Genomic DNA, 16,193 nt, shown 5'->3' with positions numbered 1-16,193 from the left:
GTCGCTTTGTTCCAACCGACGTCATCGGGAACCATCATTGCTGACGATTGCCTCGCGAAACGCTATGGTTCCGATAAAACCATCTGTCGATTCGCGCGTCGCATGTGTCGTCGTCTCCTGCGAAAATGGATTAGTTAAGGGTCTTTTCGGCCCTCGTCTCTGACCAACGCATAAGGGGAATAAGGTTATGGCTCACGTCACCAACTTCAAGGAAGCGGGATTCGACTCCCTCTTCGATGAATTGAACTGGCGCGGGTTGATTTCCCAGTCCACGGACCGGGATCAGCTCGCCGAGACGTTGAACGGTGGGCCGATCACCTACTATTGCGGCTTCGACCCGACGGCCGCATCACTTCACATCGGCAACCTTGTGCAGCTGATTAACATGCGCCACCTTCAGGAGGCCGGGCATCACGCCATCGCCGTGGTAGGCGGAGCCACCGGACTGATCGGCGACCCGCGCCAAAGCGGCGAACGCACCCTCAACCCGAAGGATGTGGTAGCTGGATGGGCTAAGCGTTTGGAAACCCAGATCGGGAGCATTCTGCGTACTGACGGCGACAACCCTGTACGTTTCGTCTCCAACTACGATTGGACCGCACAGATGTCGGTGATCGATTTTCTCCGTGATGTGGGCAAGAATTTTCGTATGGGCACGATGCTCGCCAAGGACACCGTGGCAAGGCGTCTGAATTCGGAGGAGGGCATCTCCTTCACCGAATTCAGCTATCAGGTGTTGCAAGGTAATGATTTCCTTCATCTATATGATGAGTATGGATGCACCCTTCAACTGGGTGGCTCGGATCAGTGGGGCAATCTCACCAGCGGTCTTGACCTGATTCGGAAAGTGCGCGGGGTGAACGTCAATGTCTTCACCAGCCCCATCATCACAGACAGTCAGGGCAAGAAGTTCGGCAAATCCGAAGGCAATGCGGTTTGGCTCGACCCGACCATGCTCAGCCCCTATAAGTTCTATCAGTTCTGGCTTAACCAGCCGGACGGTGAGATGGTTAAACTGCTCAAGGCATTCACGTTCCTACCCAAGGATGAGATCGAGCGGCTCGGTCGCGCAGTCGAGGAGAATCCCGGCGCGCGTGAGGCGCAGAAAACACTGGCGTGGGAAGTGACCAGCTTTGTGCACGGAGAGGACGCCACGCGTGCCGCCATCGACGCCGCCGATGCCCTGTTCGGCAGAGGCGGAGACATCCACGCGATTGACATGGATGTGCTTCAGGCCTCGTTTGAAGGTCTTAAGATCGTCGATGAGGATGGTGAACGCCGATTCGCAAGGGCCGTGGTCGGTGAGCGTATCGCTCAGGCCGGGGTTACCGCAGGTCTGTTCAAGTCCGTTTCCGAAGCTCGAAAGACGATTCGTTCCGGGGGCGTGTACGTCGACAACGTCAGAGTCGAGGACGCCGATCAGGAACTCGATGGCTCCGACTTTCTGGGAGGGCACTTCGCGCTGATACGTCGCGGCAAAAAGGCACTGGGCGTGGTCGAGCTCGGATGACAGATACACCGGGTACAAGAAAGACTCGGTTCTATAACGTTTAACAAAAAGTACAAAAGGTAAAGGCAATATGGCGGAACAACAGCATGGCAATCACGGCGGCAACTCCTACGGACATGGCTCGTCGCGTCCCGGTGGCGGATATCGCGGCAGGGGGGGCAAGCCGTCGTACGGTCGCGGTTCAGGTGGCTTCCATAAGGGGGGTAGCTCCGATCGTTTCCACGATGGTGAACGTCGTTCCGGCCGCGGTGGGTACCGTGGCGGCGAAGGGCGTAATGATCATGGCGATAACGAGCGTGGCGGATATCGCAGTGGTCAGGGCCACGGGGAATACCGCGGGAACGAGGGGCATGGCAGTTTCCGTCATGATGACCGTCGCGGGGGCTATCGCTCTCGTGAAGATGGTGAGCGCCGGGATTCCGGTCGTTCCGGTTTCGGCGGCGGGCGTTCAAACGACTTCCGTCGTAACGACGACAACCGTGGCGGGTATCGCGGTCATGGTTCCGATCGCGATAGCCGTGGTGGGCGTGACGGCAATGGCCGCGGTGGTTTCCACCGTGATGGAGAACGCGGTTTCGGGCGTGATGACCGGCACGATAACCGTCGTAACGGTTCCCAGCGCGACAATGGGAGACGTTCCTATCATGAAGGACGCGGTTTTGACCGTGAAGATGGCCGCGGTGGTTTCCGCGGCGGTGATGATCGTCGTCAGGGTGGTCGTCGTGACTTCAACCGCAATGATCGGCGTGATGGTGGCCGTGATTTCCGTCATGACAGCCGGCGAAGCAACGACCGTAACGACCGCCGTGATTTCAGGCGTGACGATCGTCGTAATGACGGTCGCAATGAACGCCGTGATTCACGTCAGTTTGATCGTGGCGGCTCGTCTCGTGGCGAAGGCCGTCGTGACGGCATTGATAATGGCCGTCGTCAGTTCATGGATCGTGGTGCTCGCCGCAACTCCGATGGAACCATGTCGTTCCCTTCACAGAACCCGTACACTCACCGCAGGCCTGATGAGCCGCGCATGCCCCGAGGCATGGAGTGGTCGATGCTTTCCAAAGATGAAAAGGAGCGTCTAAGGGGACTTTCCAAGGAGCACGCCGAGAACATCGGTTTGCACATTCTGGCTGCCTACGCTCTTGAGGAATCCGACCCGCAGGGCGCATTGGATCACGCGCGTTGGGTGGCTCGACAGGCGTCGCGTGTCGATTTTGCCCGTGAGACGCTTGCGTTCATTGCGTATCGTCAGGGCGATTACAAGACAGCTCTGCGCGAATTCAAGACCGCGCAGCGTATGAATGGTTTCGATGACTACACGCCGTTCATTGCGGATTGCGAACGTGGTTTGGGCGATCCGAAGAAGGCCGTGGAACTTGCGCTGGCTCAAGATTCAGCAAGACTGAGCGGTGAAGCGAAGGTCGAGTTGTTCCTGGTATACGCCGGTGCCTTGGGCGACTTGGGATTGTGGGACAAGGCCATCGACGTTGTCCGCAAGCTCGCCGGTTCGAACGGACTGCCGGGTGCCTATCGCATGCGTGCTCTGCAGGCCGAGCAATACTTCCTCGAGGAGTCTGGCCGTAGTGAGGAAGCCTTGGCTCTCGACCCCAGGATCGAGCAACTCGAACTCAGGTACGCCGATGAGGATGAGGAAGATGCCGAAGTGCCGGTTATCGACTATGATCTCGAACGCTTGCCCGACGATATGTTGGAAGAACTTGGCATTTCCGAGGACGATGCGCAATACGCTCCCGAGGATGACGACGACCACGCGGACGATGAAGAGGATGGGGCAACACGGGACGAAGACACGTCAGAAGGTGAGCCGTCCAATCACACGGTAGACTCCGACATCGTTTCGGAAGCTGAGGCAAGCGCCGCGAATCTGGGTGTCGATGCCCCGGCTGAAGGGCTTGCGCGAGAAGTCGAACAAGTTTCTGGCGACTCCGACGATGCCGACGATTTCGATGATACCGACGAAACGGATGTACCTCGTCAGGAGGTCGAACAAGGCGCGAATGCCAATGACGATCCTGCCGAGCTGACGGACACCGACGGCTCGAATGCACAGGACGCGCCGGTGGAAACCGTGCCCCTTGAGGTTGCGTCAGAACCTGAATCTTCACTGAACCAACAGGACGAAGAGGCGTGAAACCATGTTAAAAGGAATCGGCGAGGCTGTCCAGACGACATATAGGCTCGCGCTTCTTGATCTTGATGGCGTCGTCTATCGAGGTAAGGAACCAGTGGCTTACTCCGCTGAGAGCATCACCGCCGCCGAGCAGGCAGGGATGACAGTGGAGTACACCACCAACAATTCCTCTCGTTTGCAGGCCACGGTTGCCCAACAGCTCCAAGGCTTCGGACTGACCGTCGAGCCGTGGCAGGTCATCACCTCATCCGTCGTCGCCGCACGCATGGTTGCTCGTGAAGTACCCAATGGCGCGAAGATACTAGTCATCGGGGCCGAACATCTGCGACAGGAGGTGGCTGGGCGGGGGTTGACCGTGGTTGACGACGCCAAGGATGAACCCGCCGCTGTCATTCAAGGCTGGTATCCCGAGCTTTCTTGGAACGAGTTGGCGCAGGCTTCATATGCGGTCGAGCATGGTGCCAAATATTTCGTCACCAATCGGGATCTCAGCATTCCTCGTGAGTTGGGGATTGCGCCCGGTTGCGGTGCGTTCATATGCGCCGTGGTTGAAGCCACCGGAGTCGAACCCATTGCATCGGCCGGAAAACCGGAATCTGCAATGTATGATGAAGCCCGGCTGCTGGCCGCACACGATGGTGAGAATCTCGTTCCTAAAGAACAGTGCATCGCCATCGGTGACCGTCTTGATACCGATATTGAGGCGGGTAATCGCGGTGGGTATGATTCACTGGTGGTCCTTACCGGCGTGGCTGATCCGCTTCAGCTGATGACGGCACCGGTTCGTCTGAGGCCCAGCTTCATCGCGAGAGACTTGCGAGATTTGGCAAGCCCGATGCCTCAACCACTCAGAACGGGTCAGGACGAATGGGTTTGTGGTCAGGATTGTGCCATTCTGGAAAGCGGACAGGTCAAGGTCACTGATGTTTCAAGCGTCGACTCGTTGCGCGCGGCCTGCTGTCTGGTATGGGACATCATGGACAAAGGGACTCAATCGGTCGACTCGCTGGAACTTCCTGGCTTCGATCGTGCGGAGTTGATATGAGTGATTCGTCAGAACGGTTGAACCCGACCGATGAGGCAGAAGACCCGTCCTCGCTTCAGGAGCTTCGTGTACGGTATCCGGCGCTTGATGACCTCGCGGCTCAAGACGATGAGCGGAAGATTGCCGCATTTTCCTTGGTGCTCAACGACTTACGCGGCAGACTCGATCAGGATGAGCGGTAGTTTCAACGATGACCCGGTCGGCCATGTCGCCGGTAGGTCCAACAGAACCAGGCTTGATGCTGTCCTTGCACAACGCGGCTTGACCCGCAGTCGTGCTACGGCTCAACGGCTAATTCGTTCCGGCAAGGTTTCGGTGGAAGGCAAGATCGTACGCAAGCCGTCCCATGAAGTTGAGTTTTCATCGCGGATATGTGTTGACAACGGCGATGATTTTGTCTCACGGGGGGCCTACAAACTAATCGGGGCCTTCGAGCGATTCGGCCTGCAAGGTCTGTCGAGCCCCCAGGGACGAGACTGCCTTGATATCGGCGCCTCCACAGGGGGATTCTGCGACGTGTTGTTACGCCGCGGTGCAGCCCGCGTCATCGCGCTTGATGTCGGTCATGGTCAGCTCGACCAGCGTATTGCCGGCGATCCGAGGATCATCGAAATGAGCGGAGTCAACATTCGCGATGTCACCGCCGACGATCTGCCGTTCAGGCCTTCGTTGGTGGTTTCGGATGTTTCGTTCATCTCCTTGACTTTTGTCATCCCTGTCATCGCCCGCATTGCCGCCCATCACGCCGATGTCGTTCTGCTGGTCAAACCGCAGTTCGAAGTCGGCAAGGACCGGATCGGAAGACATGGTATCGTTACGAGTCAGGATTTGCGCGAGAAGGCACTGCAGGACGTTATCCTTTGCGCCGAACGTGAGGGTTTCATCGTTAGAGGTACTTGCGTCTCTCCGTTGACCGGAACCCACGGTAATGTTGAGTACCTTCTCTACGCTACCTTGCGTTGATTCCGATAAGCCGGGTCTCCGATGAATCGTGTAAGTTCGACCGAGGATGAGACGTCGCGCCGAAAACGTTCGGCATACACCAACTCGCGAATGTCGCTGTGACCGGTCAACTCGACGTCGTCTGCGACGATCTTACGGCATCGTATCCAGTGAACTTGAGCAACTTGAGCCTCGATAAGGTCGAATCGGCTGGGCGTGAGATATTTTTTCATGTCAAAACGTTCAAACATGGCGCTTCGAATGGGTTTGACAACAAGATGACATGCATCAATGGAACCGATTGAGCAGTGTCCGATCATTCTTACGTCCCCCGGTGTGCACAGTGATTCTGCTTCGAGCATGCCAAAAACAACCACGCTGGAACCGGATTGGATACGGGATGTCACGGTCATCTCGCCGGTCAAGGTTATCCGTCCGCAACGCAGCGAACCATGAATGTCAAGGTTGCCTTGCCCTTCTATACTGTCGACCGTCAAGTCGCCGTCGCAGGACAGCACACCCGATTGCATTATAATACGTCCGCCGTTACAGGCTCCGGCGATAACGACACCGCGTATGATCAACGTCGCGAACCGCACGCCGGCTTTCAACTGGCACCAGCCCTGGGCGACGACGACATCGTAATCACCGGGTTGTATCAAACCGCCGAAACTATTGAGTATCATGGCTGCCCTCCTTGCCCAATTCATCCGATACCGAACATCGGTTCTGTCTACATACCTCAGTTGAAGGCAAAATCAAAGTTGCAATGTCGAAAATCAATAAAATGGACGAAAAATGGATTTTCTGGTCTGATGATATGCACAACAGTGGGCTTCGATGCCACCGCATATCGCAATTTTCCTTGAAACGCGGTATGCGTCGGACGGCTGCTATTCGGGACGAACGGTTCCATTCCATGCCCGACTATGGCACACCTAAGGATAAGATAAGTGAGAAAGCATTGAAAGGGTACGCAATGACAGTTGAACGACGGGCCGTCGTGGTCACTCATGCCAGGCTGAGGCAGACCAGTCCTGTGGTCCGTGAAGCGGTGGATGAGCTGGCCAGTGCCGGGTTTACTGTTGAGCTCGTCGACAACATGCCTGCCAGATGTTTCGGATCAGCGTCATCGAAGGTTCGAGAGAATACCGAAATCGTCGTGGTTCTCGGTGGTGATGGTACAATTCTCGGCGCGGCCGAACTGACATACGGCACGAACGTACCCATTCTGGGCGTCAATCTGGGCCATGTTGGTTTTTTGGCCGAATTCGAAAGTTTTCAACTTCAGGAGGCCATTCGTAGGATCGCTTCGCATGACTACTCAATAGATGAACGAACCCTTGCCCGCGTTGAGGTGACTACTGGCGAAGGCGACGAACCTCTGGTGGACTGGGCCTTGAATGATATGGCACTGCAACAAGCCGGGCGGGGACGCATGCTCGATGTCTCGGTCGGTGTCGACGGCGTCGAGGCGAGTTCATTCAGTTGCGACGGTGTGATCGTTTCGACCGCAACAGGCTCTACGGCTTATGCCTTTTCCGCCGGGGGGCCCATCATCTGGCCCAATGTCGAAGCCCTGCAACTGGTGCCTCTTGCCGCGCATGCCCTGTTCACAAGACCGCTGATAATCGGTGCCGGTTCAACGTTTTCTGTCGATCTGTTGAAGGATTCAACCAGTCCGGCCTTCCTTTCGAACGATGGCAGACGCACCATGGCGTTGACGCCGGGTTCACGAATCACGGTGTCGCTTTCGGAAAACAAGTTGCGTCTGGCAAGACTTTCAGGGGTGCCGTTCACCGACCGTCTCGTCACAAAATTCAATTTGCCGGGTGTCAGCTTGCGGGAACGGGCGAGGCTTCAGGAGCGTTGTCGCGAGCAGGCGATCACCAGACGCACCGATGACGGCGCTGATGACGAAACGCCGGGAACAGAGCACGATTTGAGCACTGATTTTATCAACCGTCGTGGTGATGGCGCCCGACATGGTTCAAGGGGTGACAGTGATGCTTGAGGAACTTGAGGTTCGTGATCTGGGGCCGATTCATTCGGCGGTTCTCACGCCTGGTGCTGGCATGACCGCCATTACCGGTGAAACTGGAGCAGGGAAGTCGATGCTGCTCAATGCGATACGATTGATTTCCGGTGAGGCTTCGAACGTGGCGACCGTATCATCACGTGCCAAGTCTGCGTGGGCTCAGGGTGTGTTTACTGTTCCTCAGGGTTCCGCGGCAGCGCAGATTGCGCTCGAATCGGGTGCCTTGGATGACGACAAATCGCGAAATGACGGAAATGAAAAGGTCGATGGCGATGCGTTAGACGCCGAACTGTTCCTTTCAAGGTCCGTTCCCAAAAGCGGCCGGTCTCGGGCGGTGCTCAACGGTCATTCGGTGCCGCGCACACTCCTGGCCGAGCTGGCCGGCGAACTGGTGACCATTCATGGGCAAAGCGACCAGTTACGTATAGCATCGAGTGCGCGTCAGCGTGAGTTTCTCGATGGTGTCGCTGCCGACGAGTCTGAATTAAGCGCATACACAGAGGCCTGGCGGACTTTAACGGCTATGGATGAGAGACTGGCCAAGACGTTGGGACGTCAGGCATCCGATCTGCAGCGCGTGGATTATCTTCGTGATTCCATAGCGCGAATCGAACGGTTGGAGCCGCATCCGGGCGAGTATGCTGAACTCAGGGAGCGTCGTGCACATATAGAAAATGCCGCTGAGATCAATCACGGAGTGGGCGCAGCGCTTGGTGCGCTTGATGCCTCGCAGATGGATGAGCAGGCGGACGGTGTTGGAGCTATTTCCGCCGTAAATACTGCGATTCGGTCACTCCGTTCGATTAAAGCGGAAGGTAATTTCGGGCAACTTGCCGATCGTCTTGACACGTTGAGCAACGAACTGTCTGACGTGGTTTATGCGCTGAGCCTCGAGCTTGACTTCGATGAGGACGCCGGCGCATTAGACGATTTAAACTCCCGCATCCACGATCTCGACGAATTGATGAAGAAGTGGGGCCCGTCCTTGGAAGATGTGCTTGCTTGGCATGACAAGGCGGTGTATGAGGTTGAGGATCTCGACGCCTCACCGGAGAAAATCGAGGAGCTTAAGGCAGAACGCCAAAAGGCATTTCAAGCGGCGTTAAGTGCGGCGGAGGTATTAAGTGACAAACGCAAAAAGGCCGCGCAACGACTGTCTGCCATGGTGACTAAGGAGCTTTCGTCGTTGGCGATGGCGGGCGCCAAATTCGACATCCGCGTCAATTCTCGTGTTCATTCGGCAAAAGACAACACAATAGGCGATGGAGCTTTCGACAAATCAGGGCAAGTTCATGACACCTGGCCTCTGGATGCCAATGGCTGCGATGATGTGGAATTCTTGTTTACGCCGTTCTCGGGTTCCGCGCCATTGCCGATGGGCAAAAGCGCTTCAGGGGGTGAGCTCAGCCGACTCATGCTCGCTCTGGAACTTTCAGCGGCATCGATGAGGCCAGATGGGACAACTTCGGACAACCGGCAACAACCATCGAACATGACATTCATTTTCGATGAGGTCGATGCGGGCGTCGGTGGTAAAGCGGCGGTCGAATTAGGACGAAGGCTCGCCAAACTAGCACGTGACGCTCAGGTTATTGTCGTTACCCACTTGCCCCAGGTCGCCTGTTGGGCGGGTACGCAGTTCGTCGTCAGCAAAGGACCGACGACATCGACCGCAACGTCGACGGGAACCCGGGTTGAGACCACCGTTGCCGAAGTGACCGGGGAACAGAGGGTGCATGAAATCGCGCGCATGCTTTCGGGCAGCGAATCCGCTACATCGCTCAATCATGCAAAAGAACTGTTGGAATCAAGCCGTCTGTAGCTGATCATGGTTTGAAGACGTGATGTGCGGTCCCGACTCGTTCGGCATGTTCTGACTTACGGTCGAATTTGTAGGGCAGTTCGCTGACGGTACAACGAAACGTCACCGAATCGGCGTCTTTCGTTACGGTCTGAGACGGGCGTTGAACAAGGAAATGGCCGGGGGGGCGAGTGAGGGTGATTAATAGCGGCAAAGCCGCCATCTTCGACATCGATGGAACCTTGCTTGACTCGATGGACATATGGCATCAGATCGATCTCGATTTCTTCGCCTCGCATGGTCTTGAACTTCCCAGTGATTATATGGCCGCTGTCTGCCCGATGAAGCCAATGGAATGTGCGCGCTATACCATTGAACGTTTTCATCTCGATGACCGACCTGAGGCTTTGGTTCGACTTTGGGATCAGATGGCGTTGACGGCGTATGGGACGACCGTCAAACCGAAGCCGCACGCGGTGCAGTACGTGCGCTATCTCAAACAGACCGGTGCGAGTCTTGCCGTCGCCACCTGTCTGACTCCGGTTGTGCGTGACGCCGCGTTGAACCATCTTGGCATCGCGGGGTATTTTGACGTGGCGGTGAGCGTCGACCAAACGACAAGTGTGGACAAAAACAGCCCGGAAGTGTACCTGCTCGCAGCTGCTGGGCTTAATATCGCTCCTGAGTGTTGCACGGTGTTTGAAGACCTCCTGGTTTCGACTCAGGTGGCGAAATCCGCAGGAATGAAGGTGTGGGCGATGCGGGACGATTATGCGAAAGCTGACTGGGAGGCGATCGCCGCCGTTGCCGATGGTGTTATTGACGACTTCGACAGCGCGCCGAGACTGCTGTGAACCGACTTGGATGTAAGAGCATATTCTCTAGAGGTTCTCATGCTTGGAGCTCTCCGAAGGCAACTGTTATGTTCTGCACTTGCACAGTGCAATCAGCTGTGTTATAGTGATATATAACAGCAGATATAGTCAGGCCTATCACCGAGCTATGCTACTGGTGCCGGTACCGGTAACAAGAAGGAGACATCGATGAAACTGATCATCTCATCAGTGTCCGGGGAACCAATTTATGAGCAGATTAAACGTCAGATTCGTCATGCGGTATTTGATGGCGAGCTCAAGCCGGGGGATGCGTTGCCCAGTCTGCGCAGCCTGGCACGTGAGCTACGCATCTCGGTTCTCACGGTCACTCGCGCATACAACGAGCTTGCAAATGAAGGCATCGTGGTCAATGTGCAGGGTAAAGGATCGTACGTGGCCGATCATGCCGACGCAACAATGCGCGAAACGCTTGCCGGTCAGGTGGACAACGCCTTGCGCCAGGTGGGCGTGGCGGCAAGGGCGGCAGGTATACCGATCGTCGATTTGATGGGGATGCTCGAAAAGGCATACAACGAAGCCGGATAAAAGGCCGTTGGAATCTCAGCGGAACATTGGTCTGTTCGCTCCTGAGCAGGCTTCACCATACCCGAAGACGCAATGCTCCATGGTTCTGGGAGAGAGGAACAATATGCGCGTCAAACAGATGCAAACACCGACACCGAATGAAAACGATCATACAGTTCATCGGGCCGATGAGCCAAACCGGTCGCCGGCATTGAGCCTCAGCGATGTGAGCAAACGATATCCGTCAGGCTTCACTCTTGGTCCGGTCACCTTCGATCTGCCGCTGGGCTATATCATGGGGCTTATCGGCCCCAACGGAGCAGGCAAATCGACACTCATCAAGCTTATTGTCAACATGACATCGCTCGACGCCGGTTCCATTGCCGTATTCGGCCTCGACAGCCGCAAGGACGAGGTTGCGGTCAAGCAGGAGTTGGGTATCGTCTTCGACAGCTGCTTTTTCTCCAACTATTGGACGGTGGGCATGGCCGAGGAGTCCATGACCGCGGCCTACCCGGCATGGAACCATGAATTGTTCGAACGTCACCTTGAACGGTTCGGCGTTGATGGGAAAAAGAAAGTCAGGGATCTGTCCCGCGGTATGCAGATGAAACTTATGCTTGCGGCGGCGTTGAGCCATGATGCCAAGCTGCTGATTCTGGACGAGCCGACCAGCGGTCTTGACGTGCTGGCACGCGACGATCTCATGGACATTCTGCGGCGATACGTTGAGGATGGACGGCACAGCGTACTGTTCAGCACCCATATCACCGGAGATCTGGAACATTCGGCCGATCTGATCACCTACATCAGCAAAGGACGATTGTATTTCACCGGTTCAAAGGACGAGTTCGACGACTCGTTCCGACTCGTCAAGGGAGGGCCCGATCAGCTGCGAATCGTCAAACCGACAGCGGTGGGTCTGCGCGGTTATAGCACCGGTTTCGACGCGCTGGTGGCCACCGAGGATGTTCCCGCTCTGTTGCGAAGCGACGCTCGTCTGCTTGTGGAACCAGTGAGCATGGATGACATCATCAGACTGACCAACGGCCGTGCGGCACATGCCGCCAGTAAAGGAAAGGTTGCAAGATGAACGCTGTAAGCCTCGTACAAGTAAAACGATCGATGCGTATCGATTTTCTGCGGCTTTCTGCCACCGGGAAAAGCAGCGTGTGGGTGATCGTGCTTATGCCGCTTCTGTTTGTTGTTATGGGCATGCTCGGCGGAGATGAAATGACAACGTTCGGTTTCGCCGGTTCAGCGGTCGGTGTGTGCGGGATGTTCGCCAGCATGTTGCCGATGATTGTCGCCAGCAATGAGGAGATGTCCGGCAATTCGAGCATGAACGGCATCATACCGGCCACCAGGTTGAACCAGGTCCTCGCTCGCTACGCCTTTATGATTGTCGTTGACATCCTCGCGGCCCTCGAAGCGATGGTCTGCCTTGTTCTGCTACTTCATTTCGACGAACCACCGGTAACGTCCCTTATCGGAATCGGCCTGTCCGTTCTTTCTGCCGCTCTTTTCGTGGGCAGTTTGCTGATGCCGCTTTTTTACAGGTTCCCGGCAACGCAGGCGATCGGGTGGGGCTTCGGCTTGTTGGGTCTGTTGTGCCTCGTCGGATTCGGGCTGTATCGTTTTGTTCCGCAATCAGCTTTCCTTGCATCCAAAACGTCCTCTCTATTCACGACACATATGGGATTAATACTGGGTATCGTTGCGATCGTTGCTGTGTTGATCTGCCTTTGCTCGTTCCTCATCTCCAACCGCATCTATGCAAACAAGGAGCTGTGATGGACAAACGGCATGCCGACAGTGACCCGAACAAAACGGTCCGATACCTGATTGCCGTCGTTGTGCTGCTGCTTGCGCTGATGGCATTGATGCTACTGCTGGATTCCGATGATGGTCAGGAGCGCATGCCGATAACGGCGTTAGTGGTTATCGATATGTCGATGCTGGTGATCGTCGGTGTCCTGTCGGCCATCAATGGTGCCATGGCGGCATCCAGGACGTCGGGCTTGGCGCATCAAAATTCCCCTGCTCGACGGACACGGACCGACGTGGTGGCAGACGACGGTGACGATGGCGACGATGGCGGGCAAACACACGGTGATTCCATGCATCGGCGTCCTCGACCAACCGGATCCATCAAGAATTGATTGGTGCGTACGGGGATAGTTGTCGATCACGAGCATGTCCTGCCGATGCCGCCTTGAATCGGTATCGGCAGGACATTGCTGCCTTAAGTTCGTCAACAGCCGGTAACAATCCGATCGTCAACCATGCTGCCTGTCGTGCTCAGAGCCTGGCTGAGGCGCGACGCACATAGTCCGGCATGTCCCTGACGTCGATGACGTCCGTGAACCGTTCGTCAGCCCCCTCAAGTTTGCGCAGGTTGGCGGGGGTGGTGGTGCCGGTCGCCTCTGCGAGTCGATCCATGCAGTCGAAGTCGCCGCCTGAAACGTCCAGATCAAGCGCCTTGCCGACCACACGAGGGAATTTGTAGGGACTTGCGGTGCTCAACAGGATCCTCGGCATGCCGGCCTCACGGGGCATCTGCTCAAGCAGATAGTAGCCGCATGCGGTATGCGGGTCGATCACGTAATGATTGGCCTTCCAGCAGTCGGTGATGGCCTGGCTCACCTGGCTTTCATCGGCCCAACCGCAGGCGAAGACCTTGCGGATCCTGGCAAGCAGGGCCGGCGGGATCTCAAAGGTCCCCCAATCCTTGAGGTCGTTCATGCACATCTGAACCAGTCGCGCATCGCCGTCGGACATGTAGTAGAGCATGCGCTCCAGATTCGAGGAGACCAGAATGTCCATCGACGGGGATGTGGTCTGATGGAACGGGCGTTGGCGGTTGTAGGTGCCGGAGGTCAGGAAGTGGAACAGCACGTTGTTCCGGTCGCTGGCCACGGTCAGACGACCGACGGGAAGCCCAAGTCGCTTGGCGTAGTAACCAGCCAGAATGTCTCCGAAGTTGCCGGTAGGCACCACGAACTCGACGGGGGCTCCCACGCTGATGGCTCCGCGCTCCACCAGTTGGCAGTAAGCGGAGAAGTAGTAGACCACCTGTGGCACGAGGCGCCCCACGTTGATGGAGTTGGCGGAGGAGAGGGCCACATTGTCGCGATCGTTCAATTCGATGTTGAGGTCGGTGTTTCCGAAAATGTCTTTCACTGCTGACTGTGCATCGTCGAAATTACCCCTGACGGCGCAGACCTGCACGTTCGATCCCGCCTGAGTGGTCATTTGCAAACGCTGCACTTCACTGACCTTGCCTTCAGGATAGAACACGGTGATTCCGGTGCCGGGCGTGTCCGCGAAACCGGCGAGCGCCGCCTTGCCGGTGTCGCCGGAGGTCGCGGTGAGGACCATCACCTTGCCGGCATCCACATTCCCATCCGTGGTGCAGGCCATGAAACGGGGGAGGATCTGCAACGCCACATCCTTGAAGGCGCTGGTTGGCCCGTTGAACAGTTCAAGGATGTAGTCGCTGCCCAAAGGCTTAAGCGGGGTGATGGACGGGTCGAGCCATTGCTCGCCGTACGCCGCGGCGATGCAATCGCTTAGTTCGTTTTGGGTGAAGTCCGGCAGCAGTTCGGTCAACACCGTGAGGGCGGTAGCTTGATACGATTTGCCCACCAGCGATGAGATATCGAGTCTGCTCTTGCCCAGGTCGTCGGTGACGAACAATCCGCCGTCGTCTGCCAATCCTTGACGAATGGCCATTTTGCCGCTTAAAGCTGTATTCGTGCCGCGTGTGCTATGGAAGGTGGTGGTCATCGTCCCTCGTTTTTCTTCGTATTGTCTGAAGTGCTGCCAACTGCCAGTCTAGCTTGCTGAAAGCCCGGGTGCTTTTCGTGTCCAGAATCACAGGTTATCAGGGTTCCATGGTCAGCCATGGGCGATACCCTTGGCTTAAGAGATCTTGTATTTGCCGGTGCGTAACGCGCAATGTGTGGGAGGTATGACCTATGGTCATGAGTGATCCATCCGATCGTCCAGTGGAACTCGATATGGGCGTTTTCACTCAGGTCTGCGACATGGCCGACGCCGCACGGCGCGCCCAGAGGCAACTGGCATTGGCGAATGCCGCAAGCAGGAATGCTTTGCTTGAAGCCATGGCCGACACCTTGTGTGGCTCGAGTGATGAGATCGCCAAAGCAAACAGCGCTGATCTTGAACAGGCCATTGCCGATGGCATGCCCGAAGGCAAGATTGACCGATTGCGTTTCGATCAACCCCGAATCGTTCAGGCCGCTCAGGCAGTACGCGATGTGGCTGCGTTGCCTGACCCGCTGGGTCAGTTGGTGCGAGGTTCGACGCTTCCTAATGGTTTGCGGCTCAATCAGGTGCGAGTGCCCATCGGCGTGTTCGGAATGATCTACGAGGCTCGACCTAATGTTACCGTCGATGTGGCGGCTCTGTGTTTGAAGTCGGGCAACGCCGTTTTGCTACGGGGAGGCCACGAGGCCGAAAACACCAATGCGGCCACTGTTGAAGTCATCGCGAAAGTGTTGGAATCACAAGGCTTTGACTCTTCCCTGGTTGCCAGTGTCGACCGGTTCGGCCGTATGGGTGCCACGGCCATGATGCAGGCGCGTGGCCACGTGGATGTGCTGGTGCCCAGGGGTGGGCATGCGCTGATCCAATCGGTGGTGCGCAACTCCAAGGTGCCTGTGATTGAAACGGGAGCTGGCAACGTCCATATTTACGTAGATGCCGAAGCCGATTTTGACAAGGCCGCTGATATCGTCCTGAATGCCAAGACCCAGCGCGTCGGGGTGTGCAACGCGGCCGAAAAACTCATCGTCCACCGTGATGTGGCCGAGGCATTTTTGCCGGTGATGGCCCAACGTCTGGCTCAAGCCGGTGTCATCTTGCATGCGGACGACCGCTCATACGCCATCATTGACGAGGCGGGCTGCCCGCCATCACAGTTGGTTCACGCCACACAGGATGACTGGGATACGGAGTATCTGTCGTACGACATCGGCATCAAAGTGGTGGATTCCATCAATCAGGCGGTGTCGTTTATCGCAGAGCACTCGACCAAGCATACGGACTGCATCATCTCAGAAGACTATTCAGCCATCGAATATTTCACTCGTCGTGTTGATTCGGCGGTGGTGATGGTCAATGCTTCCTCGCGATTCACTGACGGCGGGCAGTTCGGTTTCGGGGCCGAGCTGGGCATATCGACCCAGAAGCTCCACGCACGAGGACCGATGGGTCTTGAAGCGATGACCACGACCAAATGGATTGGTTACGGTACCGGACAAGTCAGGCAGTGATGGAA

15 protein-coding genes are annotated in these 16,193 nt (G+C 56.5%); 13 read left to right on the top strand and 2 right to left on the bottom strand.

Annotation, left to right across the window (positions count from 1 at the left end; genetic code table 11):
- Nucleotides 1-187: 187 nt before the first annotated feature.
- From tyrS to BBOH_RS00665, 5 genes are all read left to right on the top strand, one after another.
- Nucleotides 188-1,510, top strand: a complete 1,323-nt coding sequence (gene tyrS, locus BBOH_RS00685; RefSeq protein ID WP_033520208.1) for a tyrosine--tRNA ligase — start codon at nucleotides 188-190, stop codon at nucleotides 1,508-1,510.
- Between the two features lie 70 nt (nucleotides 1,511-1,580).
- Nucleotides 1,581-3,662: a tetratricopeptide repeat protein gene (locus tag BBOH_RS09135; RefSeq protein ID WP_237743097.1), complete on the top strand. Its 2,082-nt coding sequence runs from the start codon at nucleotides 1,581-1,583 to the stop codon at nucleotides 3,660-3,662.
- 4 nt (nucleotides 3,663-3,666) lie between these two features.
- On the top strand, nucleotides 3,667-4,707 hold the full coding sequence (locus tag BBOH_RS00675; protein ID WP_033520207.1) for an HAD-IIA family hydrolase: 1,041 nt from the start codon (nucleotides 3,667-3,669) through the stop codon (nucleotides 4,705-4,707).
- Nucleotides 4,704-4,889, top strand: coding sequence for a hypothetical protein (locus BBOH_RS00670; protein ID WP_033520206.1), 186 nt, complete (start codon nucleotides 4,704-4,706; stop codon nucleotides 4,887-4,889). Before BBOH_RS00675 ends, BBOH_RS00670 begins: the two co-directional genes overlap by 4 nt.
- A complete protein-coding gene (locus BBOH_RS00665; RefSeq protein WP_044097995.1) occupies nucleotides 4,879-5,670 on the top strand; it encodes a TlyA family RNA methyltransferase in 792 nt (263 codons plus the stop codon). The genes BBOH_RS00670 and BBOH_RS00665 overlap by 11 nt, the downstream gene beginning before the upstream one ends.
- Here the strand turns inward: BBOH_RS00665 and BBOH_RS00660 are convergent.
- Entirely contained in the window at nucleotides 5,652-6,335 is a 684-nt protein-coding gene (locus tag BBOH_RS00660) for a hypothetical protein (RefSeq protein WP_033520205.1), read from the bottom strand. The genes BBOH_RS00665 and BBOH_RS00660 overlap by 19 nt on opposite strands.
- A 293-nt stretch (nucleotides 6,336-6,628) precedes the next feature.
- Between BBOH_RS00660 and BBOH_RS00655 the strand changes: the two genes are divergently transcribed.
- From BBOH_RS00655 to BBOH_RS00625, 7 genes are all read left to right on the top strand, one after another.
- Complete coding sequence (locus tag BBOH_RS00655) at nucleotides 6,629-7,663, top strand: NAD kinase (RefSeq protein WP_081930271.1); 1,035 nt, start codon at nucleotides 6,629-6,631, stop codon at nucleotides 7,661-7,663.
- Nucleotides 7,656-9,509: a DNA repair protein RecN gene (recN, locus tag BBOH_RS00650; protein WP_033520204.1), complete on the top strand. Its 1,854-nt coding sequence runs from the start codon at nucleotides 7,656-7,658 to the stop codon at nucleotides 9,507-9,509. The genes BBOH_RS00655 and recN overlap by 8 nt, the downstream gene beginning before the upstream one ends.
- A gap of 170 nt (nucleotides 9,510-9,679) precedes the next feature.
- Nucleotides 9,680-10,342 carry an HAD family hydrolase gene (locus BBOH_RS00645; RefSeq protein ID WP_074428481.1) on the top strand — a complete coding sequence of 221 codons (663 nt, stop codon included), beginning with the start codon at nucleotides 9,680-9,682 and terminating at the stop codon, nucleotides 10,340-10,342.
- 189 nt (nucleotides 10,343-10,531) lie between these two features.
- A complete protein-coding gene (locus BBOH_RS00640; RefSeq protein ID WP_033520202.1) occupies nucleotides 10,532-10,909 on the top strand; it encodes a GntR family transcriptional regulator in 378 nt (125 codons plus the stop codon).
- Between the two features lie 205 nt (nucleotides 10,910-11,114).
- Nucleotides 11,115-11,981 carry an ABC transporter ATP-binding protein gene (locus tag BBOH_RS00635; protein WP_420304672.1) on the top strand — a complete coding sequence of 289 codons (867 nt, stop codon included), beginning with the start codon at nucleotides 11,115-11,117 and terminating at the stop codon, nucleotides 11,979-11,981.
- 32 nt (nucleotides 11,982-12,013) lie between these two features.
- Nucleotides 12,014-12,682, top strand: a complete 669-nt coding sequence (locus BBOH_RS00630; RefSeq protein ID WP_162177109.1) for an ABC-2 transporter permease — start codon at nucleotides 12,014-12,016, stop codon at nucleotides 12,680-12,682.
- Complete coding sequence (locus BBOH_RS00625; protein WP_033520200.1) at nucleotides 12,682-13,050, top strand: hypothetical protein; 369 nt, start codon at nucleotides 12,682-12,684, stop codon at nucleotides 13,048-13,050. The genes BBOH_RS00630 and BBOH_RS00625 overlap by 1 nt, the downstream gene beginning before the upstream one ends.
- Before the next feature lie 139 nt (nucleotides 13,051-13,189).
- Here the strand turns inward: BBOH_RS00625 and thrC are convergent, their stop codons facing one another.
- Complete coding sequence (gene thrC / locus BBOH_RS00620; protein WP_033520199.1) at nucleotides 13,190-14,677, bottom strand: threonine synthase; 1,488 nt, start codon at nucleotides 14,675-14,677, stop codon at nucleotides 13,190-13,192.
- A 197-nt stretch (nucleotides 14,678-14,874) separates the two neighbouring features.
- On the opposite strand from thrC, the gene BBOH_RS00615 reads away from it, so the two are divergent.
- The gene (locus BBOH_RS00615; protein ID WP_033520608.1) at nucleotides 14,875-16,188 is read left to right on the top strand and encodes a glutamate-5-semialdehyde dehydrogenase; all 1,314 of its coding nucleotides are present in this window, start codon (nucleotides 14,875-14,877) and stop codon (nucleotides 16,186-16,188) included.
- Nucleotides 16,189-16,193: the final 5 nt, after the last annotated feature.

This window comes from Bifidobacterium bohemicum DSM 22767 (genome assembly GCF_000741525.1).
Lineage (GTDB): Bacteria > Actinomycetota > Actinomycetes > Actinomycetales > Bifidobacteriaceae > Bifidobacterium > Bifidobacterium bohemicum.
The sequence above is the reverse complement of the archived record's forward strand: the minus strand, read 5'-3'. Positions and strand labels throughout refer to the sequence as shown.